The sequence below is a fragment of the Planctobacterium marinum genome, assembly GCF_036322805.1.
GTDB classification, from domain to species: Bacteria; Pseudomonadota; Gammaproteobacteria; order Enterobacterales; family Alteromonadaceae; genus Planctobacterium; species Planctobacterium marinum_A.
Genome location: NZ_AP027272.1, coordinates 2,248,827 through 2,271,420 on the forward strand (window position 1 = coordinate 2,248,827; position 22,594 = coordinate 2,271,420).

19 protein-coding genes are annotated in these 22,594 nt (G+C 44.8%); 11 read left to right on the forward strand and 8 right to left on the reverse strand.

What is annotated here, in order from left to right; all coding sequences use genetic code 11:
- Positions 1-4: 4 nt before the first annotated feature.
- The 3 genes from AABA75_RS10130 to pabB form a co-directional block, all read right to left on the reverse strand.
- On the reverse strand, positions 5-1,378 hold the full coding sequence (locus AABA75_RS10130; protein ID WP_338292490.1) for an L-serine ammonia-lyase: 1,374 nt from the start codon (positions 1,376-1,378) through the stop codon (positions 5-7).
- A gap of 119 nt (positions 1,379-1,497) precedes the next feature.
- Complete coding sequence (locus AABA75_RS10135; protein WP_338292491.1) at positions 1,498-2,064, reverse strand: CoA pyrophosphatase; 567 nt, start codon at positions 2,062-2,064, stop codon at positions 1,498-1,500.
- The gene (gene pabB, locus AABA75_RS10140; RefSeq protein WP_338292492.1) at positions 2,061-3,548 is read right to left on the reverse strand and encodes an aminodeoxychorismate synthase component I; all 1,488 of its coding nucleotides are present in this window, start codon (positions 3,546-3,548) and stop codon (positions 2,061-2,063) included. Before pabB ends, AABA75_RS10135 begins: the two co-directional genes overlap by 4 nt.
- Before the next feature lie 228 nt (positions 3,549-3,776).
- Here pabB and AABA75_RS10145 point away from each other — a divergent pair, with 228 nt between their 5' ends.
- From AABA75_RS10145 to AABA75_RS10160, 4 genes are all read left to right on the forward strand, one after another.
- Positions 3,777-5,303 carry a fumarate hydratase gene (locus tag AABA75_RS10145; protein WP_338292493.1) on the forward strand — a complete coding sequence of 509 codons (1,527 nt, stop codon included), beginning with the start codon at positions 3,777-3,779 and terminating at the stop codon, positions 5,301-5,303.
- 125 nt (positions 5,304-5,428) lie between these two features.
- Positions 5,429-6,916 carry a DNA recombination protein RmuC gene (rmuC, locus tag AABA75_RS10150; RefSeq protein ID WP_338292494.1) on the forward strand — a complete coding sequence of 496 codons (1,488 nt, stop codon included), beginning with the start codon at positions 5,429-5,431 and terminating at the stop codon, positions 6,914-6,916.
- A gap of 80 nt (positions 6,917-6,996) precedes the next feature.
- On the forward strand, positions 6,997-7,482 hold the full coding sequence (locus AABA75_RS10155) for a cyclic nucleotide-binding domain-containing protein (protein WP_338292495.1): 486 nt from the start codon (positions 6,997-6,999) through the stop codon (positions 7,480-7,482).
- An 80-nt stretch (positions 7,483-7,562) separates the two neighbouring features.
- Entirely contained in the window at positions 7,563-8,081 is a 519-nt protein-coding gene (locus AABA75_RS10160; RefSeq protein WP_338292496.1) for a cyclic nucleotide-binding domain-containing protein, read from the forward strand.
- Here the strand turns inward: AABA75_RS10160 and AABA75_RS10165 are convergent.
- From AABA75_RS10165 to AABA75_RS10175, 3 genes are all read right to left on the reverse strand, one after another.
- On the reverse strand, positions 8,078-9,511 hold the full coding sequence (locus AABA75_RS10165) for a lipase family alpha/beta hydrolase (protein ID WP_338292497.1): 1,434 nt from the start codon (positions 9,509-9,511) through the stop codon (positions 8,078-8,080). The genes AABA75_RS10160 and AABA75_RS10165 overlap by 4 nt on opposite strands.
- A gap of 308 nt (positions 9,512-9,819) precedes the next feature.
- Positions 9,820-11,235 (reverse strand): 30S ribosomal protein S12 methylthiotransferase RimO, encoded by a 1,416-nt coding sequence (gene rimO, locus AABA75_RS10170; RefSeq protein ID WP_338292498.1) that lies wholly within the window; start codon positions 11,233-11,235, stop codon positions 9,820-9,822.
- A 153-nt stretch (positions 11,236-11,388) separates the two neighbouring features.
- Entirely contained in the window at positions 11,389-12,405 is a 1,017-nt protein-coding gene (locus AABA75_RS10175; RefSeq protein ID WP_338292499.1) for a hypothetical protein, read from the reverse strand.
- A 206-nt stretch (positions 12,406-12,611) separates the two neighbouring features.
- Between AABA75_RS10175 and AABA75_RS10180 the strand changes: the two genes are divergently transcribed.
- From AABA75_RS10180 to AABA75_RS10195, 4 genes are all read left to right on the forward strand, one after another.
- The gene (locus tag AABA75_RS10180) at positions 12,612-12,983 is read left to right on the forward strand and encodes a VOC family protein (protein WP_338292500.1); all 372 of its coding nucleotides are present in this window, start codon (positions 12,612-12,614) and stop codon (positions 12,981-12,983) included.
- A gap of 270 nt (positions 12,984-13,253) precedes the next feature.
- A complete protein-coding gene (locus AABA75_RS10185; RefSeq protein ID WP_338292501.1) occupies positions 13,254-14,441 on the forward strand; it encodes a thiamine pyrophosphate-dependent dehydrogenase E1 component subunit alpha in 1,188 nt (395 codons plus the stop codon).
- On the forward strand, positions 14,441-15,418 hold the full coding sequence (locus AABA75_RS10190; RefSeq protein WP_338292502.1) for an alpha-ketoacid dehydrogenase subunit beta: 978 nt from the start codon (positions 14,441-14,443) through the stop codon (positions 15,416-15,418). Before AABA75_RS10185 ends, AABA75_RS10190 begins: the two co-directional genes overlap by 1 nt.
- 13 nt (positions 15,419-15,431) lie before the next feature.
- Positions 15,432-17,003 carry a dihydrolipoyllysine-residue acetyltransferase gene (locus tag AABA75_RS10195; protein WP_338292503.1) on the forward strand — a complete coding sequence of 524 codons (1,572 nt, stop codon included), beginning with the start codon at positions 15,432-15,434 and terminating at the stop codon, positions 17,001-17,003.
- Positions 17,004-17,142: 139 nt separating this feature from the next.
- Here AABA75_RS10195 and AABA75_RS10200 read toward each other — a convergent pair whose 3' ends face one another.
- Both AABA75_RS10200 and AABA75_RS10205 read right to left on the reverse strand, forming a co-directional pair.
- Positions 17,143-19,551 carry an SIR2 family protein gene (locus AABA75_RS10200; RefSeq protein WP_338292504.1) on the reverse strand — a complete coding sequence of 803 codons (2,409 nt, stop codon included), beginning with the start codon at positions 19,549-19,551 and terminating at the stop codon, positions 17,143-17,145.
- Positions 19,552-20,129: 578 nt separating this feature from the next.
- On the reverse strand, positions 20,130-20,657 hold the full coding sequence (locus tag AABA75_RS10205; RefSeq protein ID WP_338292505.1) for an Hcp family type VI secretion system effector: 528 nt from the start codon (positions 20,655-20,657) through the stop codon (positions 20,130-20,132).
- A gap of 165 nt (positions 20,658-20,822) precedes the next feature.
- Here AABA75_RS10205 and AABA75_RS10210 point away from each other — a divergent pair, with 165 nt between their 5' ends.
- From AABA75_RS10210 to AABA75_RS10220, 3 genes are all read left to right on the forward strand, one after another.
- Positions 20,823-21,617, forward strand: a complete 795-nt coding sequence (locus AABA75_RS10210) for a phytanoyl-CoA dioxygenase family protein (RefSeq protein WP_338292506.1) — start codon at positions 20,823-20,825, stop codon at positions 21,615-21,617.
- Between the two features lie 9 nt (positions 21,618-21,626).
- Complete coding sequence (locus AABA75_RS10215; RefSeq protein WP_338292507.1) at positions 21,627-22,055, forward strand: GFA family protein; 429 nt, start codon at positions 21,627-21,629, stop codon at positions 22,053-22,055.
- A gap of 119 nt (positions 22,056-22,174) precedes the next feature.
- Positions 22,175-22,582: a GFA family protein gene (locus AABA75_RS10220; RefSeq protein ID WP_338292508.1), complete on the forward strand. Its 408-nt coding sequence runs from the start codon at positions 22,175-22,177 to the stop codon at positions 22,580-22,582.
- The last annotated feature ends 12 nt before the right edge of the window (positions 22,583-22,594 follow it).

Consider the following 22,594-nt stretch of genomic DNA (forward strand, 5'->3'; position numbering starts at 1 on the left):
AGACTTAACACTCGACGATATTCACAGCTAAACCGCCTCGCGCGGTTTCTTTGTATTTAGACTTCATATCATTACCCGTGTCCCACATGGTTTTAATGACTTTATCCAGGGTAACTTTCTGTACACCTGTACCACGCAGGGCGAGACGAGAGGCGTTGATGGCTTTTACCGCGCCCATGGCATTGCGCTCTATACAGGGCACCTGAACCAAACCACCTACGGGATCGCAGGTAAGCCCAAGGTTGTGCTCCATGCCAATCTCCGCGGCATTCTCTACCGCTGCCACAGAGCCTCCGATGATTTCAGTGAGCGCTCCCGCCGCCATAGAACAGGCAACACCCACTTCTCCCTGACAGCCAACTTCAGCACCAGAAATAGAGGCGTTTTTCTTATACAGAATACCGATAGCTGCAGCCGTAAGCAGATACCGATAGGCAGTATCTTTATCCACTTTTTGCACAAACTTGTCATAATAGCTAAGCACTGCAGGAATAATCCCTGCAGCACCATTGGTGGGCGCTGTAACGACTTTACCGCCAGCGGCGTTTTCTTCGTTAACTGCAAGGGCAAACAGGTTAACCCAGTCCATAGCCAACATCGGATCCTGACTGTGCTCACACTTTAAACGTCGATAAAGTCCCGGTGCTCTTCGGGTGACTTTAAGTCCTCCCGGCAAAATGCCTTCAGTTTCAATACCGCGTTTAATGCAAGCCTGCATCACTTGCCAGATATCCCACAGCTTATCGATAATCGCTTGTTTGGGCTGGAATACTTTTTCGTTTTCCAACATCAAGGCACTAATACTCAGGCCGTGATCACGGCATTTCTGCAATAGTTCTGCGGCGCTATCGAAGTTGTAGGGCACTTCCTGTTCCGCATGCTGCAAAGCCGTTACTTTTTCTTTTTCAAAGTCCTGTTCTTTAATGATAAATCCACCGCCAATGGAATAATAAGATTGGCTAAACAGCACTGTATCACCTTGCATAGCGTGAAAGGTCATGCCATTGGCATGTAGCTCCAACGTTTTACGGCGGTGGAATACAATGGCATCTTTTCTTGGAAAAGCGGTGACTTTGTCGCCATCGAGTAATAACTTTTGAGTAGAATCCACCTCCGCCAGCATGGCATCGACGTTGTCCACATCAATGGTTTCCGGTAATTCTCCCAGAAGTCCTAAAATGACCGCTTTGCCGGTTCCGTGTCCCTTTCCTGTTTGTCCTAATGAGCCAAACAGTTCGGTTACTACCGCATCAGTCTGCTCAAAAAAGCCTTTTGCCTTTAAAAGCTGATTAAAATCTTTTGCGGCGCGCATTGGGCCGACGGTATGGGAGCTGGAAGGACCAATACCAATACTGAACATATCAAATACACTAATCATGTGTTTCTCGTAGGGATTTTATTATTTTTTACTTAGTAGATATTGTCTGATGAATTGCGCGTAAAGCAAAGCAAAGAAGAGGTCTTACCAGCGTTTTACTGTAAAGGGGATTTAACGCTTCACAACAGGTGTCGTGACAAGGCCTTGATAAACGCCGCGGTGGCACCCCAAATCATCTGCCCTTGCCAGGGAATAAAGTAAACGGGGTAGGTGCTATTGTGCCGTTTTACCTGATGAGTCAGATGATTTGCTGGGTTAATGGCTTCAGCCAACGGAATTTCAAAAACATTGTCTACTTCATCTGGGTTCAGTTGTAATTGAAATTCAGGCTCCACGATACTGATAAAGGGAGTAACCTCATAGCGAGATATAGTGCGAAATACGGGTAATTGGCCGATAATTTCTACCTTGTCTCTGCTTAAACCAATCTCTTCTTCGGTTTCTCTGAGGGCTGTTTCTTTCAGGTGTATGTCGCTCTCATCGAATCGACCGCCGGGAAAACTCACCTGTCCTGCGTGATGTTTGAGCTTATCTGAGCGGCGCGTGAGTAGCAGGGTAAGCTGTTCTCTTTTTACCAGTGGCAACAATACCGCGGCGGCTTTGCCCTTTTTTCTCAAAGGATAATCTGGCTCCGGTCGCACGTTTCGAGCGTGGTAAAATCGTTGATTGAACTGCGTTAAATTCATGATTTACACTTCCTGAAGCCAGCCAATACCGGAAGGATTTTGTTCACCTTGTGGAAGGTTTCCTCATACTCTGCCTGATCTACCGAATCGGCGACAATACCGCCGCCCGCCCAGCAAAATACTTTCTGGTTTTCAAACAGCAAAGTACGGATACAGATACTGCTGTCAAAATCGCCATTGACGCCATAAACAAAGATACTGCCACAATAGATATTGCGCCTATGAGGCTCAAGTTCATCAATAATTTCCATCGCTCTGATTTTTGGCGCGCCAGTTATTGAACCGCCAGGGAAAGCATCTTGCAATAAACGAAAAGGGTGGCTGGCTGGTTTGAGTTTAGCTTGAATAGTGCTCACCAGATGATGCACCGCATTGAAGCTTTCAATCTCAAACAATCCAGTCACGTTAACGCTGTGAGGCAAGGCATTTTTGCTAATGTCGTTGCGTAGTAAATCCACAATCATCAGATTTTCTGACTGGTCTTTTTCAGAATTAATTAAGGCGTCTTTGGATGCTTTATCTTGTTCTGCATCTCTAAACCTGGGCCTTGTGCCTTTAATCGGTTTGGTTTCAATCAGGCCATGTCGAACGGATAAAAAGCGCTCTGGAGAACAACTGACAATACAACTTTTGTCAGTGCGTAAAAAGGCTGAAAATGGTGCCTGGTTGGCTTCACTGAGTGCCTGAAATGCTTGCCATTCGCAGCCTTGGTATCTTGCTTCAAAACGCTGAGCCAGGTTAACCTGGTAGCAATCGCCTGAGAGTAGGTATTCGTGAATGGCGTGTAATTTGTCCTTGTACTCCTGCTCGGACATGTTGCTTTGCCAGTCTGAGGTGAGTTTGAATTCAATTGGCTCTGCTTTGGATTTTTCAGCTGCCGTAAAATAGTGCTTACCAGCTGAGGGAATAGTAACCTCAGTAAATCCGGGATGGGAGTATAAATCGCTATAACACAACCAGCATTCGTTCGTTTGTTGGTTTTGCACCAGGCTCCAACCATAATAGCTAATACTGAACACGGGGGTCTGATATTCGTCTTTAGCCTGTTGCGGTAAGTCTTCCAAAAAGCGCCCATAGTCGTATCCAGCGAAACCCATAGCACCACACTGAAAAGGTAAAGCGTTATTTGGCGTTCTGTGATCGGCAAACAGTGCTTGTTGCACCTGCTGAGCCCGTTCGAATATGTCAGGCCCTGTCATGGGATTGCTGTGTAATTCTGACACCACATCTGCAAGGCGTTCTCGGGCGGCATCATTTAACTGATACTCACTAACATCAAACGCGGTTATGTTAACTTTGCCGCTAGCAAATAACTCCAGGGTTAACAGGGGAAAGCCGCTGGCAATGTGAAACTGGGCGTTTTCGTGACTGGATCTGCCTGAATGCAGCAGCATGGCGCCGGGAAGGTACTGTAGATCGCCAAACCAGTCTTCGAGCGATGTAAAAGATTCCAGTGAAAATGGCTGTGCTATAACGTGATACATGAAAAATTGCAGGTAATTAAAGACAGAAAGTTGCTGTAAATTAGCGGCGCAGGTTATCATAAAACCCGATTTTCTACCTTAAATTATATTCTTCTAGTGGAATTTTCAGTTCGCATATACAAAAGCGCTCGCAGAAACACACATTTAAGTTAGACTTCTTAGCATCGATGGCAGTGGTGGCAGAAATGAAACTCGTTGCCAAAAATCAAATATTCAAATGAGGTAATCATGGCCGTTATCCGTCAGCAAGACTTTATCGATAGCATTCAGGACGCGCTGCAGTTCATTTCCTATTATCATCCCCTTGACTATGTAAAAGCCGTTGAACAGGCGTATCTGAAAGAAGAAAGTCAGGCCGCAAAAGATGCAATGGCACAAATCCTTATCAATTCTCGTATGTCCGCAGAAGGCAAGCGTCCAATCTGTCAGGATACGGGCATCGTAACCTGCTTCGTTAAAGTCGGTATGGGCGTTTCCTGGGATAAAACCGACATGACAGTACAGGAAATGGTGGATGAGGGCACACGCAGAGCTTATATGGACCCGTCCAATCCATTGCGTGCTTCGATTGTGGCTGATCCAGCTGGTGCTCGTAAAAACACTAAAGACAACACGCCTGCTGTTGTACACCTGGACATGGTTGCTGGCGATAAAATTGAAGTCATGATTGCCGCAAAAGGTGGCGGCTCAGAAAATAAATCCAAAATGGTAATGCTCAACCCCAGCGACGACATTGCTGATTGGGTAGTTAAAACCTTACCCACCATGGGCGCGGGTTGGTGTCCACCAGGTATGTTGGGTATCGGTATTGGTGGGACTGCGGAAAAAGCCGCGGTGCTGGCCAAAGAGAGTTTAATGGATCCGGTGGATATTCAGGAGTTAATGGAACGCGGTGCTGAAACCACCGAAGAAAAATTGCGTCTTGAGATATTTGACCGGGTTAACAAGTTGGGAATTGGTGCTCAAGGTTTGGGCGGTTTAACTACGGTGGTGGATATTAAAATCAAGTCAATGCCCACTCACGCCGCTTCAAAACCGGTTGCCATGATCCCCAATTGCGCAGCCACGCGTCACGCGCATTTTTATCTGGATGGTTCTGGGCCAGCCGAGTTAAAAGCACCAAAACTGGAAGACTGGCCTGAAGTCACCTGGGAAGTGGGTGAAAATACCCGCCGCGTTAATCTGGATGAGTTAACCAAAGAGTCTATCCAGGAATGGAAAATGGGTGAAACCGTGCTGTTATCAGGCAAATTGTTGACTGGCCGCGATGCGGCTCACAAGCGAATTCAAAGCATGATTGAAAGTGGTGAAGGGCTGCCGGATGGCGTTGATTTTACTAACCGCTTTATCTATTACGTAGGGCCGGTGGACGCAGTAGGTGATGAAGCAGTAGGTCCTGCAGGTCCTACTACAGCAACCCGAATGGATAAATTCACCGATATGATGCTGGAGCAAACCGGGCTTATCGGTATGATCGGTAAGGCGGAGCGTGGCCCTGCTACAGTGGACAGTATTGCTAAAAATAACTCGGTATACCTGATGGCAGTAGGCGGTGCAGCTTACCTGGTGTCTAAAGCCATTAAAAAAGCCCGTGTGGTGGCCTTCGAGGATTTAGGGATGGAAGCCATCTATGAATTTGAAGTAGAAGACATGCCAGTTACAGTGGCCGTGGATAGTAAGGGCAACAACGCCCATGCTGATGGCCCGGCTATCTGGAAAGCAAAAATCGCTGAGCTGGATAAAGCCCTAAGCTAGTGCTAGTAGAGTAGCCCTTAGTAGATTTAAATGCAGGAATAGTTTAAAAGGCTGGTTGCTTTTGCTGCCAGCCTTTTTTATAACGGTTTAAACAACTCGACTGTCATTCGTTACAAAGGATTCATATGATCAATGACCCGCTAGTATGGACGATTCTCGCAGCACTAGTTTCAGCAGTATTGGTATTTGTTATCTTGAAGTTGCGCTATAACGCACAGCTGTCACTGGCCCATCAGGCGCAGTCTACTCATCAGTTACAATTGCAAACACTGCAAGAGCAGGCGGCGTTTTTAAAGCAGCAAGAGCAATCCAGCCGTGAGCAACTCAACCAGGTCAAAGTGCAAAATGAACAGCTAAACCGACAATTGATTGAACAGTCGGAGGTACTGGGGCAATTTAAAATGCGCAATGCCCGAATGGAGCAGCAATTGCAGCAGTTAGCGGCAATTGAGGAAGAGAACGAGGAACTGGAAGAGCAGCTGGATAATTTGAAGAACAGTTTTTCCGAAACCCGGAATCAATTGGAAGCAGAAAAAACCGCACGAGAGCACGAGAATAAAGCGGCTCAGGAAAAGCTGGATATGCTTAAAAATGCCGAACAACAATTGCAAAAACAGTTTGAAAACCTGGCCAATCAGATTTTTAAAACCCATTCTAATGAGTTTGAAAAGAGCAGTCAGCAAAAACTAGCGCTGTTACTGGACCCGTTGAAACAACAAATTGAAGGCTTTCGCTCTCAAGTCAGTCAGCAAGCGATCCGCGAAGGTCAGGAGCGCGCCTCCCTTAAAACTGAAATCATTAACCTGCAACAATTGAATAAAAAGATTACGGAAGAAGCTTCTGCTTTAACCCGAGCCCTGAAAGGTGACAATAAGAAACAGGGTAATTGGGGCGAAATGGTGTTGCAAAAAATCCTCGAGGAAAGTGGTTTACGGGAAGGCCACGAATACGACACACAAGTGAGCAAACGCCGGGAAGATGGCAAGCTATTACAGCCGGATATTTTGGTGCATCTGCCAGAACAAAAAGAAGTGATTATTGACTCTAAAGTATCACTAAACGCCTATGAGCGCTTTTACAATGCCCACAGTGAAATTGAGCAAGCCAGGCACTTAAAAGAGCATATTCTCTCAGTGAAAACTCATATCAAAGAGCTGGGGCGCAAGGAGTACCATGAGCTGCTGGGAGATAAAAGTCTGGAGTATGTTCTGATGTTTATCCCGGTTGAGGGGGCCTTTATGCTGGCGCTGGATGAGTCACCTGAATTAGTAAAACTGGCCATGGACAATAATGTTTTACTGGTTAGTCCAACCAACTTATTAGTGGCGCTGCGCACTATCCACAACATCTGGCAATATGAATATCAAAACCAAAATGCGCGAGAAATTGCCAAAAAAGCCGCCGACTTATACGATAAGTTTTACGGCTTCGTAGTGGACATGGAAAAGCTTGGCGATGCGATAAATACAGTGCAAAAACGCTTCTCAGATGCCAACAGTAAATTGTACGAAGGCCGTGGCAACCTGGTTAAAAAAGCGGAAGAGTTCCAGGCTCTTGGCGTGCAACCCTCGAAAAAACTCACCGAAACTATGCTCAAAAACGCCGATATGTGAGCTGGTTCACAAAACTCACTCTCCGGTGTTTGTTATTGACACCCGATAACCTCTTTAGAGAATCACATATCGGGTGTTGTATGGATAATGCGAAGTTATTAGAGATCCTGGGCAGGATCACCCTGTTTAAAGAGCTGGATGATAAAGAGCGCAAGCTCATACTTACCATGCCCAAGGCGTTTGAGGTGTTTTCTGCCGGTGAAGCGATAGTGCGTGAAGGCGAGCGAGAAGCCTGCTTTTATATCTTGCTCACCGGTATCGCAAACGTTTATGTCAATGGTCAGGAACTGGCGACGCTGCTGCCGCCGCAATTTGTCGGTGAAGTGGGTTTTATTTGCAACGAACCGCGCATTGCCACGGTAGTAGCCAAAGAGCAAGTCATGGCCATGCGCATTGATTCTGAGGGTTTTGCCAAGCTTCCAGGCTCTATACGAGAGCGCATTAAAGATAAAATCATTGCTGGCCTGGTGGCGCGCTTAAGAGAGGGTAACCAGTCTTTAACCCTGCTTAAGAGCCGCCCCAAATTTAATGAACAAATTAATGCCGGGTTACAACCAGTGAACTGAAATTCCACTAGGCACAATCTTTAAGGTAGCCTACAATCATTACAAGCACATGGTTTAGGTAGCTGAATACACTCGCGTTTATGAATAACTTAAAGTTAATGGAAATACTCTCAAGGGTTCCTTTGTTCAAGGATTTGCAGCCTATTGAGCGGGAGTCTGTACTCAAGATGCGTGCAGTATTTACCCCCATCAAAGCCAAAGAAGTATTTATCAAAGAAGGCGCTCATGAGCCGTGGTTCTATATCATCCTTGCCGGAAAAGCCACGGTAACCCATCGAGGGCGCAATATTGGCAGTTTGGTACCCGGGCAGTTTATCGGTGAAGTGGGCTTTATCTGTAAAGAGCCACGTTCCGCTTCTGTAATGGCGCAAGACGAAATGGTTGTGATGAAAATCGACTATGAAGCGTTTCGCAAAATCCCGGTGCGTATTCGAGAATCTATCAAAGACAAGATCATTTCTGGTTTAGTAGACAGAACTTTGCAGCTCAACGAAGCGGTTTATAAGAAAGACGAAGAGATAGACAAGCTAAATACGCGCATCGCCGACTATGAAGCTGAAGCAGAAAACCGCCTACCGGGTCGAAAAAGAAATCGCTAGAGTAAATGGGCTTTATCAATTTGGCTTCTTAACTGGCGCAGAATAAAGGCGATAGCTTCATCATTGTTGAATGAGTCGTGCTGGCTGGCCACAATAATTTCTTCTTTGACCAAATCCTTTTTAGTGGCGCTTGTCCAGGCGACAACACCGTCTGATATCTGGTTGCAATCTCCATCAGGACAGGTTAAATCGCCATCAGAGCCAACAATAGAGAAGGTGTTCTCAGGCAGCTGAAATTCATTTAAGGCGGTCATCATAGGGTGATTGGGGCGCAATACCTCAATACTGTTTGGGCCATGTGTTGCCAGAAAGGGGCGCATTGGTGGCGTAATTACCTCTACGCCAAACTGCTCAATCAAGTCGGCAAACATATTAGTAAAGCGCTTTGGCAGGTTGATTAACCCTGCACCCAGTCGTCCTATCCAACTGCTGGCAAGCTCACTGCCTCTGTGAGGTGTATCTAAGAAAAACAGTTGATTAACAGGAACGGGCGGCTCAAAAATGAAAATATCCTGCATCTCAGGATTTTTTGTCAAAGCCTCTTGCATGTATTCAGGCGGTTTAGAGAACACCGTATTCCACAGGACATCTTGAGTGTCTATGGCAAAGGTTTTAGCAATAATACCGCCCATGCTATGCCCTATGACATGCATTTGTTGCCTGGCAATATCATTTTCAGCGAAACGCCCCATCATCATGGTCATCTTCTTACGCAGACGCATAGCGTTGTAAAACGGCGGTGGTCCGGAAGGGTAAAAGGCGTGCCATACCTGATAGCGAGAATTTAGCTGTTCATCATTGATGATGGCCATTGTCATTTTGCGCCAGATTAATGGGCTGGAATTAAGACCATGGATCATAAAAATGGGAATTCGGTCAGCAGAAAATTCCTGAAGGGCAAAAATGCCAAAGCGATGTTCGGCGCTTTCTGCTTTAAGCAGCCCGGTGATGGAAGAGTCATCAATATTGGCCTTGTTGAGTAAAGTTAAAAAGGGTGCTCCGGGCGAATAGGCAAGCTTTACGCCTGAGTCCAGTAGTCGTTTGTTGTGGCTCATGTGCTTGCCATGAATGTGTATTTTCAGCGTTTTGTTTTGGTCAACTACTTCTTCCACGTAGAAGGTAAAAGGGCGGTAAACGCCCTCCAACGGGTATTCTTGATCATCAATGTTATAAGAATTGGCCCTGAACGCCGAAGCGGTAATACCTGCACCTTGGAAGGTCTGAGGTTGCAACCAGGGTTCTTTGGCCTGCATTTGTCGCGTAAAGTTAAACTCGGTAAATATCTGCCCGAGGCGGTCTACATCGATATTCAAGTTGATATTAGGGTGCTGGTTGAGCAAATCCATTGGTGCACTGGACAACAACTCATAAAGACTGTCGTTGTAGTGTTGTTGAGTTGCAACTGAGATGTCTGAAAGGGCGTCTTCCATAAGACGCTGACAGGCAATAATACGTGCAAAAATGTGCTGTGTGTTGCTTGCGTTGGAACAGATGAGTTTTAGTTCAGTTGTATCTTCTGACTGAAAGTTATTTATTGCCGCTATTTGTTGAGGATTGAGTGCGGTTGGTAAATTATTGTTGTTATGGTGCGAATGCCACTGAATAAAGCGATTTGTACTGCAGGCGGATAGCAGCACACTGATTAAAACGATAAAAATGCTGTTTTTGTTTATTATCTTAGTGAGGAGCAACACTGTCAGGGCATCTCAGCGAATAGATGCCCTGAGTGTAGTGTAAATTATTCTTCTACGCGACTACCCCAAAGGTCATACTCATCGGCGTGTTCGATGAGCACGTCAACAAAATCGCCAGGCTGCACTGAAGTGTCACCGTTTAGATACACCACGCCATCAATTTCAGGTGCATCGGCATAGGTTCGGCCTATCGCGCCTTCTTCATCCACCTCATCAATCAATACTTGCATGATCAAACCAACACGCTGTTGCAGACGATCAGCACTGATCTTTTGTTGTTTCAACATAAAGCGTTCGTAACGGTCTTGCTTGGTAGCTTCATCAACCGGATCTGGCAGGTCGTTGGCCACAGCGCCTTCCACTTCTGAATATTTAAAACAGCCCACTCTGTCTAATTGCGCCTCGTCCAGGAAGTCCAATAATTCCTGGAATTCTTCTTCTGTCTCACCGGGGAAGCCCACAATGAAGGTGGAGCGGATCACTAATTCCGGACAGATCTCACGCCATTTTTTGATGCGCTCCAGAGTGCGCTCAGCGGCAGTCGGGCGTTTCATTAATTTTAAAATACGCTTGTTGGCGTGCTGGAAGGGGATATCCAGATAAGGCAGGACTTTGCCTTGCGCCATCAACGGAATAACCTTATCTACGGAAGGATAGGGGTATACGTAGTGCAAACGCACCCAAACGCCCATATGGCCCAGTTGCTCGGCCAGTTCTGTCATTCCGGTTTTAACCGGCATGCCATCCCAAAATCCGGTTTTGTTTTTTACATCCACACCATAAGCACTGGTATCTTGGGATATAACCAACAGCTCTTTTACCCCGGCATTACTTAACCGTTCGGCTTCGCTCAATACTTCACCCACAGGACGACTGACCAGGTCGCCACGCATTGAAGGGATGATGCAAAAAGTACATCTGTGATTACAACCTTCGGATATCTTGAGGTAGGCATAATGACGTGGCGTGAGTTTGACTCCTTGCTCCGGGATCAAATCTTCAAAGGGATTATGAGTAGGCTTAGGTAGATTATCGTGTACCTGCTCAACCACCGTCTCATAAGCATGGGGGCCAGTGATGGCCAATACATTGGGGTGAACTTCCCGAATTTCATCCTCTTTAACACCCAGACAGCCGGTTACTATGACCTTGCCATTCTCTGCTAAGGCTTCACCGATGGTATCCAAAGACTCCTGAACCGCAGAATCGATAAAACCACAGGTGTTTACGATCACCAGATCCGCGTCGTTATATGTGGGTACCACGTCATAACCTTCGGTGCGCAGTTGGGTAAGAATGCGCTCTGAGTCCACCAGGTTTTTAGGGCAACCCAAAGAAACAAAACCCACACGTGCATTGCCACCTTCGATAACGGTGCTCTCTTGAGACTGCTGTTCGATCACCTTTTTAGGGGTGTCCATGGTGGTGGTTTGTGTAGGATCAAATTGTTTTACGGTCATACTCTGCCTTTGGTCTTAAGGGATTTGGGGGAAGTTTAGTTAAAAAGCGCGCGATTATACAGGAAAGTAAGCCCGATGGCCTACTTAAAATCTTTTGTTCAGGCAATAAAAAAGCGGCATAGAGCCGCTTTTGTTTGTGTACCTGATACTCGATTAGAGTGTCACTCTCACTATCATTGCTTTACCATTAGCAGAACTGCCATTGATGAGGTATTTGCTGTCGCCCAGGTCGGTGACACTGTAAACATCCTCCAGCAAGTTTTTCTTTTGGTATTCGATTAAGTCAAACTGGTTTAGTTCAGGGTCAGTTGCTTTGTCTGACGAGTTTCTTGTGGGCTGTGTATCACTGAGCATTTGCACCTGTATGGAGCCCGTTTTTGAACTACCGCTGGTCAGGCGACTGGCGCTTTCATTGTTGCATTTGCCTTTGTTGATATCGCAACTTGGTGCGATTTGCCACATCATACCGAATTTATGCCCTCTTCTGATTTTGGTGCCGCTACTGAAAGTGACGGTTTCATCCAATTTGGCATAACCTACAATCAATCTGCCGTCGGCACTTACCGCCGAGGCTCTGTAGCGCCAGTGTCCGCCGTCACCTGCCATACTCATAGTGCGGTTTCCGGCTTTATAAGGGGGTAACTGACCATTGCCAGTATCAATGTCAAACTTAACCGGGCTGAAATTGCCATCTACCATTTCGAACACGTGAATAGAAGATAGATCGTCGCCCCACGTCCAGCCATTGGCGATTAGCAAATCAGCTTGCACACCAGCATGATCATACTTAGCCAGTATTGTACTGTCGTAGTAACTGCCTCTATGCATCTGAAACTGGCGCCAAGGGCTGTCTTCATCGATTGAGTGTAGCGGTGTAAAGCGATTTTCAAAATGGCAAGTGCCATTGAGGGCAAAATCAGTTAAATCTAACGTGGTGGTAATGGTACCGTGGCGAACATGCTCTATACCGTTGCTGTCAATAAGCGTGAACGGGTCGTCTTTATCGCTACTAGCAAACACCTTGGCAATACCAGTCACTTTATCCCCATTTAGGTACACGGCGTTGATGGAGCCTTTATAATCCATTGTACAAGTTTCAATCGTGGCGGCCTGCGTGCTAGCTGCAGCCAAGCCCATCAGTGAGAACAAAGTCGCGATAGTTTTTTTCATGTTTTTCCTTAAGAATAAGTTTGCGAGTGGATCCACCCGCAACTTTCGATAAACGTTGTATGTGGCGAAATTTAAAGACTTTTTTACCCTAGGAACATGGTTGTTTTGGTGAATTAGACTAAAGTTGTAAAAGGCTAATACTTTAGTTGTAGAGCGATGTAAAACGACTCAAGTTTTGCGGATGACGAAAACGAGGAGCATAACTTATGAAACTAGGCGCTTTTTCAGTCAGCCTGAATGTAAAAGATATTAAAAAATCGCTGGCGTTTTATCAGGCTCTGGGATTTGAAGAGGCCGGCGGTAATATCGAGCACGGTTATCTGATACTTAAGAACGACTCCAGTACTCTTGGCCTGTTTCAGGGCATGTTTGATAAAAATATGCTGACTTACAATCCAGGTTGGGATCAAGATTGCAGTACTCTGCCTGAATATCAAGATGTACGTGAGATACAAAGTAGGCTAAGAGAGAAAGGTCTGGAGTTATTGGATACCGTTGATGAGGATAGCGCTGGCCCGGGCAGTATTATGATTGTTGATCCCGATGGCAACCCCATCTTGATTGACCAGCATATTTAGATTTATCCACAGTTCTGGCACTAAGGCAAAAAAGCTGCACGATTGTTGGCAACTTGTAGCTGACTTTTAACAAAATTGTAAATACTAGGATGGATATCCTAATTGTTCTGTTTGTATAGGGTAAAATCTTATTGCCCTGGCAAATTTCTCCTGAAAATCGCAACACGTTTTTAAGCGAACACGACTACACTTAGTGCCACAAAATAACGCTGGTCTGTTTGAAATTACCCTACCAATTTCCAAAGCGGACACTTACCAGAAGGCGATAAGATGAAAACCAGAAACCACCTTTCACATGTTGGAACTGTGAACGAAGTGAATATCATCAGCAATGGCTTGATTGATATTCCGATGTTACAGATCCTCGCTCAAGATGGCACAGTGCATAAAGAAGCCGTGGAGCCAGAACTTGATCAGGAAACCGCGCTTAAGATCTACACTACAATGCAGTTTACCCGGGTATTGGATGAACGCATGGTGGCTGCACAGCGTCAGGGCCGAATCAGTTTTTATCTGGCCTCTACCGGTGAAGAAGCCGCATCGGTTGCCAGTGCAGCCGCCCTTGAATCACAAGATATGATCATGTCGCAATATCGCGAGCAAGGTTCATTGGCTTATCGCGGCTACACCACTGAGCAATTCATGAACCAGATGTTCAGCAATGAAAAAGAGCCTAATAAAGGCCGTCAGATGCCAATTCACTATGGTGCTAAAGAACTGAACTTCATGACCATCTCATCACCGCTGGGTACGCAAATTCCCCAAGCATCAGGTTATGCTTATGGTCAGAAAATGGCAGGTGAGCCAGCGGTTACCATCTGTTATTTCGGTGAAGGTGCCGCCTCTGAAGGGGATTTCCACGCCGGGGTAAATATGGCAGCTGTATTAAACTGTCCGGTTATCTTCTTCTGCCGTAACAACGGTTATGCCATTTCTACACCAGCAGAAGAGCAGTTTGCAGGTGATGGAATTGCCTCTCGCGGCATCGGCTATGGCGTTAAAACTATCCGCGTTGATGGTAACGATGTTTTAGCGATATACGCAGCAACTCAGAAAGCGCGCGAAATTGCGCTGGCGGAAAATTGCCCTGTATTAATTGAAGCTATGACCTACCGTTTAGCAGCTCACTCAACCTCTGACGATCCTACGGGTTATCGCTCAAAAGAAGAAGAAGCCAAATGGCAAGAGCGTGATCCCATCGCCCGCATGGCAACCTGGTTAGTATCCAAAGGCTGGTTAGACGAAGAAGCTAACAAAAAAGAAGTCGAGCAGATGCGTCAGGAAGTATTGCAAGAACTTAAGCGCGTTGAACAGGTACCTATCTGCAAAGTCGACGAGTTGGTAACGGATGTTTATGCCGAAGTGCCGCCCATATTGCAACAGCAACTTAGCGACCTCAAAGCACACATCAAAAAGTATCCTGAAGCTTATCCGAAAACCGCAGGGAGAATCGACTAATGGCTAAGATGAATATACTACAGGCAGTGAACAATGCACTGCACATCGCCATGGAAGACAATGAAAAAGTCATGGTATTCGGTGAAGACGTGGGTCACTTTGGTGGAGTTTTTCGTGCCACCAGTAACCTGCAGGAAAAATTTGGCCGCGACCGCGTATTCAATACGCCGCTGGTAGAGCAGGGTATCATTGGTTTTGCTAATGGCCTGGCATCACAAGGCTCAGTGCCAGTGGCAGAAATTCAATTTGGTGATTACATTTTTCCGGCGTTCGATCAGATTGTGAATGAAACGGCTAAATTCCGTTATCGCTCCGGTGGTCAATTTTCAGTAGGTAGTTTGACCATTCGTACACCTTACGGCGGTGGTATTGCCGGTGGTCATTATCACTCGCAATCGCCAGAAGCCTTTTTCGCCCATTGTCCAGGTATTAAGATTGTTATTCCGCGTAACCCCTATCAGGCCAAAGGTCTGTTATTGGCGTCGATTCGCGATGACAATCCGGTGTTGTTCATGGAGCCAAAGCGTTTATATCGTGCTTCTGTGGGCGAAGTACCAGAAGAAGATTATCAATTGCCATTAGGTAAAGCGGAAATCGTTAAAGAAGGTAGCGATATCACACTGCTTGCTTGGGGCGCTCAGATGGAAATCATCGAAAAAGCCGCTGAAATGGCAGAAAAAGATGGCGTTTCCAGTGAAATCATCGACTTGCGCAGCATTCAGCCCTGGGATGCCGTTACGGTTTGTCAGTCGGTTGAAAAAACTGGCCGTTTGTTGATAAGCCATGAAGCACCGCTAACTGGCGGTTTTGCTGCTGAAATTGCATCCACCGTGCAAGAGCGCTGCTTCCTGAATCTGGAATCACCGATAGCTCGGGTTTGTGGTTTGGATACGCCGTATCCGCTGGCACACGAAAAAGAATATATGCCAGACCACTTGAAAACCTACGAAGCAATTATGCGCACAATGCACTTTTAATCGGGGAATAACCATGACGACAGAATTTATTTTACCTGATATCGGCGAAGGCATTGTAGAGTGCGAACTATTAGAGTGGTTGGTACAAGAAGGTGATCGTATTGCAGAAGATCAACCCGTTGCGGAAGTGATGACCGATAAAGCGGTAGTGCAAATCCCGGCCATGCATGACGGTATTGTGGAAAAGCTGCACTATCAAAAGGGTGACATTGCCAAAGTGCACGAGCCATTGTTTGCCATGCGTGTTGAAGGTAACGCGACCAGCACAGAGCAAACCGCTGAAAAAGCTCAGGAAACGCAAAACATTGAAGCCAATACCGAAACGCCACAAGCCGCTCCAGCAGCAACTAATGGCGGTGCAATCATCGACTTTATTCTGCCGGACATTGGTGAAGGTATAGTTGAATGTGAGTTGGTTGAATGGTTAGTGGCTGAAGGGGATGTGGTAGCGGAAGATCAGCCGGTGGCAGATGTGATGACCGATAAAGCCCTGGTGCAAATCCCTGCCAAAGATGCGGGCACCGTGGTTAAGCTGTATTATGCTAAGGGCGAAATTGCTAAGGTGCATGAGCCATTGTACGCCATTCAGGCTGAAGGCACTGCGACACCTGCGGCTGTTAAAGCAGAAGCTCCTGCCACAACAGCGAGTGCGCCTCAAAAACCTGAAAATGAAACCCCGGTTCGTCAAGGCAAAGCCTTAGCAAGCCCGGCGGTGCGTCGTTTAGCTCGAGAAGCCAACATCGATATCGCCAAAGTGCCCGGCACGGGTAAAAAAGGCCGGGTTATGAAGGAAGATATCAAGGCCTTCTTAGCAGGCGATAGTGCAAGCACTGCGGCGACACAAGCCGCGCCAGTTACAGCAGCGGCACCTGTTTCAGGTGGTACTCGTGTTGAGCCCATTCGCGGCGTAAAAGCGGCCATGGCTAAACAAATGACCGACTCGGTATTTACCATTCCGCATTTCAGCGTCAGCGAAGAAATCGAAATGGATGCCTTGATTGCACTGCGTCAACAACTGAAACCGCAGTTTGAAAAGCAAGAAGTGAAACTCACTTTTATGCCCATCTTCATTAAGGCAATGTCGATGGCGCTTAAGCAGTTCCCTATCATCAATGCGCAAGTGAATGATGATTGCACGGAAGTTACCTACTTTGACGATCACAACATTGGCATGGCGGTAGATTCCAAGATTGGCTTATTGGTGCCTAATATTAAACAGGTACAAAACAAGTCCTTGTTTGAAGTCGCCCAAGAGGTGAATCGCATCGTAGAGCAAGCCAGAGCAGGCCGTTTAGGTCAGGATGATTTGAAAGGCGGCACCATCAGTATCTCCAATATTGGGGTACTGGGCGGCACTACGGCCACGCCGGTGATCAATAAGCCTGAATCAGCCATTGTGGCGCTGGGTAAGATGCAACGTTTACCACGCTTTGATGAAAACGATAATGTGAAGGCCGTGAACATCATGACAGTCAGCTGGTCTGGCGATCACCGCATTATTGATGGTGCTACTATGGTACGCTTTAACAATCTGTGGAAATCCTACCTGGAAAATCCGTATTTGTTACTAGCTGAGATGAAGTAGTTCGTCGTCTCAAAGCTTTTTATTGAATGATTGAAATCCCCGCAACCGCGGGGATTTTTTTCATTGCCATTTCGACCTAAATCGATGTAGAAAAACAGTTGACTCTCGACGCGGATTTAGTTTATTGAAGATTATTTAACTAAGCTTTAATTGACTCCATAATCACGATACACCTTTTAACATACTTATTATCGCGCAACTCTTGCGGTAGTTTAATTGCCGTTGAATGTAGTTTTCTGGCTGCTCTTTTGATATAACTTAGGTCATCAGGCTGTAGGTTGTCTTCATGAATATCCAAAAAGTCTCTATATAAAGATGCGACTCTATATGGATAATGTTTGTTTTGACTTGCGTTTCCTATTTGTTTTGCTAAGAGAAGGTGAGCTTCCCTAAATAGCTCTATTGGATTGCCACTCGCTGGCTCATAAATAGATTTTTCAAGTAATAGGCGCGCGAAGTGGTTATCAATTTGGTATCCGTCAAAGTTAAGAAAGTTTTCTCCGATCGAGTATGCCCTCGAAAAACACTGTTCAGCTATTTCAAAGTCTCTATAAGTTAATCTCGCGATTCCATACTGGACCCAGAAAAATGGGTTGGACCTACTACTCTCCAAGTTTTTTATTTCTTCATAGTAGTTAAGTAGCAGATTGCGTCTTTGTTGATCTGGCAGCAATGTCTGTATAACGCTATATCTTCTTAATTCTCTTTGCATGTTCTTGTATGTGGTATCGATATCTTGCAAAGCATCACATTTTTTATAAGCGGTGGTCATTACATCAGCTATGAAACTGCCGGGCATCATGTTCGTCAACAGAAAACTGGATAAAACCGAAGATCTAACCTCAAAGGAGCTACCATTAACTGAAAATACCTCGGAAAGTCCCATTTTTTTTGCCATTACTAGCTCAAGAGGGTTGTCTATTTCTAACAGTTCCGAAATTACAAACATTGTTGCTGAGTAACCTAATGCTCTCAATATTAGAGACAATATTAGAATTTTGTATGTATCACTGTCGGGAGTAAGCCCGTCAAAGGAGGCTGTCAATCTATTGCGAATATCAGGTGACTTTAAAATTTCCAGAAGAATCCCTTGAAACTCACCATTTAGATGTCTCGAAACATGTTTCTTTTTTAACTCTAAACCAACTTCTTTATTTCCACTCCACAATGCGGTCGAATCAAGGAGAGAAATTGTCTCTTCAATTTCATCATCATTCATGATGTTGCAATCAAGTACCGTCATTGATTCATTGGAGAGTGAACTTAATACCGACTCGTAGTAGTACTCATTGATGCTAGTCCTTTCTGTGAGAAGCTTAATCACATTCGATGACTGTCTCATCAAAAGTTGGTCAACGAAATCTAAGTGTCTACTATAGTTTTCGATAACCAACAAAACTTTACCCTCCAACCTTAGTATCGCAGTAAGGTCCTCAATAGCATATCTATCATATTCGTTTAAAATAAACACCCGCCAGCCAGTGCGGATTGCTCTGCAGCAAATTTGCTCTACGGTAATCGTCTTACCATTTCCTAAACTGCCATGGATCAAAAAATTATTACATCCATCTTCAAACTTATCGAAAAAAACTTCAACTTGTTTTCTGGGCACTACATACTTTCTTTCAGAGCTAAAAAGTGATTTAAATAGCAAATTTCTTTTTAAATCACCCCTTAATAATAAGTCATACCTATCCCTGTCCTCAGGCGAACTTTCGCTATCGGAAATTTTGTACTCTGTGAAAGACTTAGTCACAAACTCACGGTTCAATTTATCGTGGGTTTGAGCGATGTCATCAACTTTTCTTATAAACTTATCGAGACCGCCGGGTTCTAACTTTCCTATTTGACGTATAACGTGCGATTCAGCCAAATTGGGATTATCGCCAGTAATAAATATACATTTTGATTTAATATCACTGACGCTCCCAATTACCCTCGCAATATCCAGATCGTACATAGAGTAGCCTATGAAGATCACCGATTTTGCAAGATTGACATCTTGCTTAAATACACTGCACCATTTAGACCGCGTAAAATAATCAGTTAAGTAGCTCTTTGTTGTCAGCTTGAAGCTATCGTTTAGTGTATTTCTATTAAGATTGTCTATGTGGCCATTTATATGAAGGCAAATGTTTCGCTTTTCTAGATGGGCTTTTACATTAGAGGATAGCTCGACAGGAATATATTTAGTGCCTATTTCTTTGGCCGCAGTTTCGAAAACTGTATCGTAATTAGTTGTATAAACCCTTTTCCACGGGATCTTTGCGCATGAAGTTTGAGCTCTACTTACTCTTTTAACCGTGTATTTTTGCAACAGTAAGTCAATTAGTTTCTCTGTGCCATTTTTTTCAATATAAATTCCACTGGCAATATCTAAATCTATGGGTTCATCAATATTTAGTTCATCGCAAAGCTCTTTTGCTAGTTTTCCACCAGTCGAGAACTCAGTATCACTTAAATTGCTAGCACCTAAAGAAAATCCTGAACCTAAAAATAAAATCGACTCTCCATTTAGGGCGTGTTTTATAGCCTGGGTAACTTTCATGTTTGTGTCCGTGTAAAAAATGGTTTTGGCTGGTATTTTTAACATGAAACATTAAATTTCAGTAACAATCAATTGATCGATGGTTAAGTTCTGCTTTTTCTTGAGAATATTTGGTACGATTCTTAAGTTTAGAAGTGGTTTTTGAAGTGAAATAAATCTTTCTAAATGTTTTTTATACCGGATGGTTATAGCAAAATAAACAGTGGTTAACTTAAATTTGAAATTGAAAGGTTGCTTTTTTGCACGTTTGATATTTACCGCAAAAGCCAATAAAGCTGTACTTTGCAATCAACTTATAAAGTTCTCTTATGATTAATAATAAAGTTATTTTTTATTGATTGCAGCATGCAGGTGTAAGATTTTCCAATCTCTCTTCAGTGACATAGTTATCAATAGTTGTTTCCCTACTTTGTTCGTTATTCCGCCAACAGAAGAATATTTTTTAATGTCAGCCAAATCTTTTCTCTTGGTCGCTATGGAATTCGGACTTTTCTAAGTTCAAAAATGAAATAGTTTGTGGAAATAGCTTAGAGAGTTAACTGTTGTGGATTAGGCCTAAAGCCTTTTTGTTTCAAGCTTCAAGTCTCACTCCAAAAGAACACAAAATTACCCACGGTTCTGGCCTGACTATCTTGTTCAGAAGTGGTCCATTCGATATCAGTGAAGTTGAGGGTAAGTTGCTCCGTGGCCATGTCGTTGGCGTGAGATTGGGTTTCGATAGAGCTGATCATGCAGTTGTACAGCTTGATTGTTACGATGTTACCAATTAACGCGCCACCATCTCCGTCAATATTGGCATTACGGCATAAATACAATGTGGTCGGTTCGTTACCATCGTCGATGGGCGTGGCTGACAACATGTGTTTGTATAATAGCGGCGATGATTTATCGATGTACTTCACTGCGGTAATATCTTCCATATCGGGGCGACCTGAAGTACGCGCCGAATTGGATACATCGGTGGTCATTTGCTGTTTAAAGCCGTAGCCCAAAGAAACCAGTTCAATACAGCCGGATAAATCCTCACCAGACTCAGTCAGTTCGCCATCAATCATGCTGGCACCTGAAAGTTCTTCCAGTCCGGGTTTTAAGAGTACTAAATCCAAAGGGTTGTCCTGACGATATCACCGTAACTGACTAAAAATAGAAAATATTTCCGCACTTGTAAATTACTGAGCTTCATAATTCATAAAAGTTAATAAAAGCGCTTCGATTTTCAAACCTGGTGCAACTGGTTTAGTATCGACCTTCATCTTCTGAATGTGAACGCTATGGATAAAGATAAACTGCAGGGCATGGATAAAACAGGCTATTGCCTGCTACCGAATTTTTACACGCCTGATGAGCTAACGGAGCTTCATGAGATTTTACGCATTTTCCATCACAATTGGATTGCAGATAATCGCGACTTTTATCAACAGCGCGCTATTAATTCCGCGTATCTGACCGGTAAAAAGTATCTACAATCAGCACAACGAAAACGTCTATTTGATTTCCTTGCTTCTCACAAATTGATGGAAATAGTAACCGCAATACTGGCTAACGACGTTTGTTTCATGAATACCCAGCTGTTTTTCGACCCCGTACAAAACGAACAGAAAAACTATTGGCACCGAGATCCCCAATATCATTTAACGTTGCAGCAACAACAAGAAGCTCTGACGGGACCAAGGGTTATGCATGTGCGCATCCCTTTAGTAAAAGAACACGGTCTGGAGCTGGTGCCAGGCAGCCATCGTCAATGGGATACTCAAGAAGAATTACAAGTGCGCCTGGAGCAAGAAGGTCATAAAAACCATGAGGATTTGTCTTCCGGGCTTGCAGTGCCCTTGAATGTTGGGGATGTACTGGTTTTTAATGCGAATATGATCCACCGGGGATTATATGGCAATGATCGTCTGGCATTGGATATTCTGTTTTGCGACCCCATCCCTGAACTGTTGCAGTTTGTTGATGAAAGCTGCCTGCCAGAAGACGGTTTTTTAAATATTCTGGATAATGGCAAAGCGTTTAGTAATACCCTGAAAATCAAAGCCAGTATTAATCAGCAGCAAAACGGACATTAAGGAGAACCTATGACAACAGAGAGCAATGACAGGGTCCATGCTACCGGCTCTTGTAACTGCGGAGCGGTTAAATTTGAAGTGACTCAGGCGCTGGATTCTGTGTTTCTCTGCCACTGCTCTATCTGCCGAAAATCAACCGGTAGTGGCGGTATTGCTGTAACCGTTGTACCAAACGAGGAAATTAAGATAACTCAAGGGCATGCCCATATCACTCAATGGCGAAAACCCGGTCATGATTGGTTGACTAACTTTTGTGATTGCTGCGGCTCACCGTTGCCCGGAGAAAATGATGCACAACATCAATGTATTCCTGTGGGTTTGTTAGACAGTGGCGCCGAGCAACTAGAGGTTAAACATCATCTGTTTTCAGACTCCAAAGCGCCATGGGAGCGCATAAGCGGTCCGGGTAAAATTCACCCAGGTGAATACACCCCCTGATTGATTAAAGCACAGGTTATTGCGTAACATTGTTTTCGCATTTGAGGGGGATAACTTGTTGTTTTAAAGTGATTAAGCTTTAGAATCAGGTTTGTTTTGAAATGACTCAAGGAAGGTATATGTATCAAGGTTCTTGTTTGTGTGGTGGGATCAAAATTGAGCTCACCGGACGTATCAGCGACATCATTCATTGTCACTGCTCTTTGTGCCGTAAAAACAGTGGTACGGCTTATGCCACTAACGGCTTTATTCAGAGCGATGATCTAAAGGTGCTCGATCCGGAAAACTTATTGGGATTTTACGAGGTTAAACCCGGTAAGAAACGCCATTTTTGCAGCCGCTGTGCTTCTCCGGTATTTAGTTCCAATGCACAAAATCCAGAGCGATTGCGCTTGCGATTAGGTATTCTCGATTCTGATATCAGTGAAAGGCCTGGATCTCACAATTTTATGGGCTCTAAAGCCAATTGGGATGAATTAGACGCCCCTATACCCCGTTATGAAGCCTTTGAGCCTGCCAGGAGTTAGCAGGCTCAATCG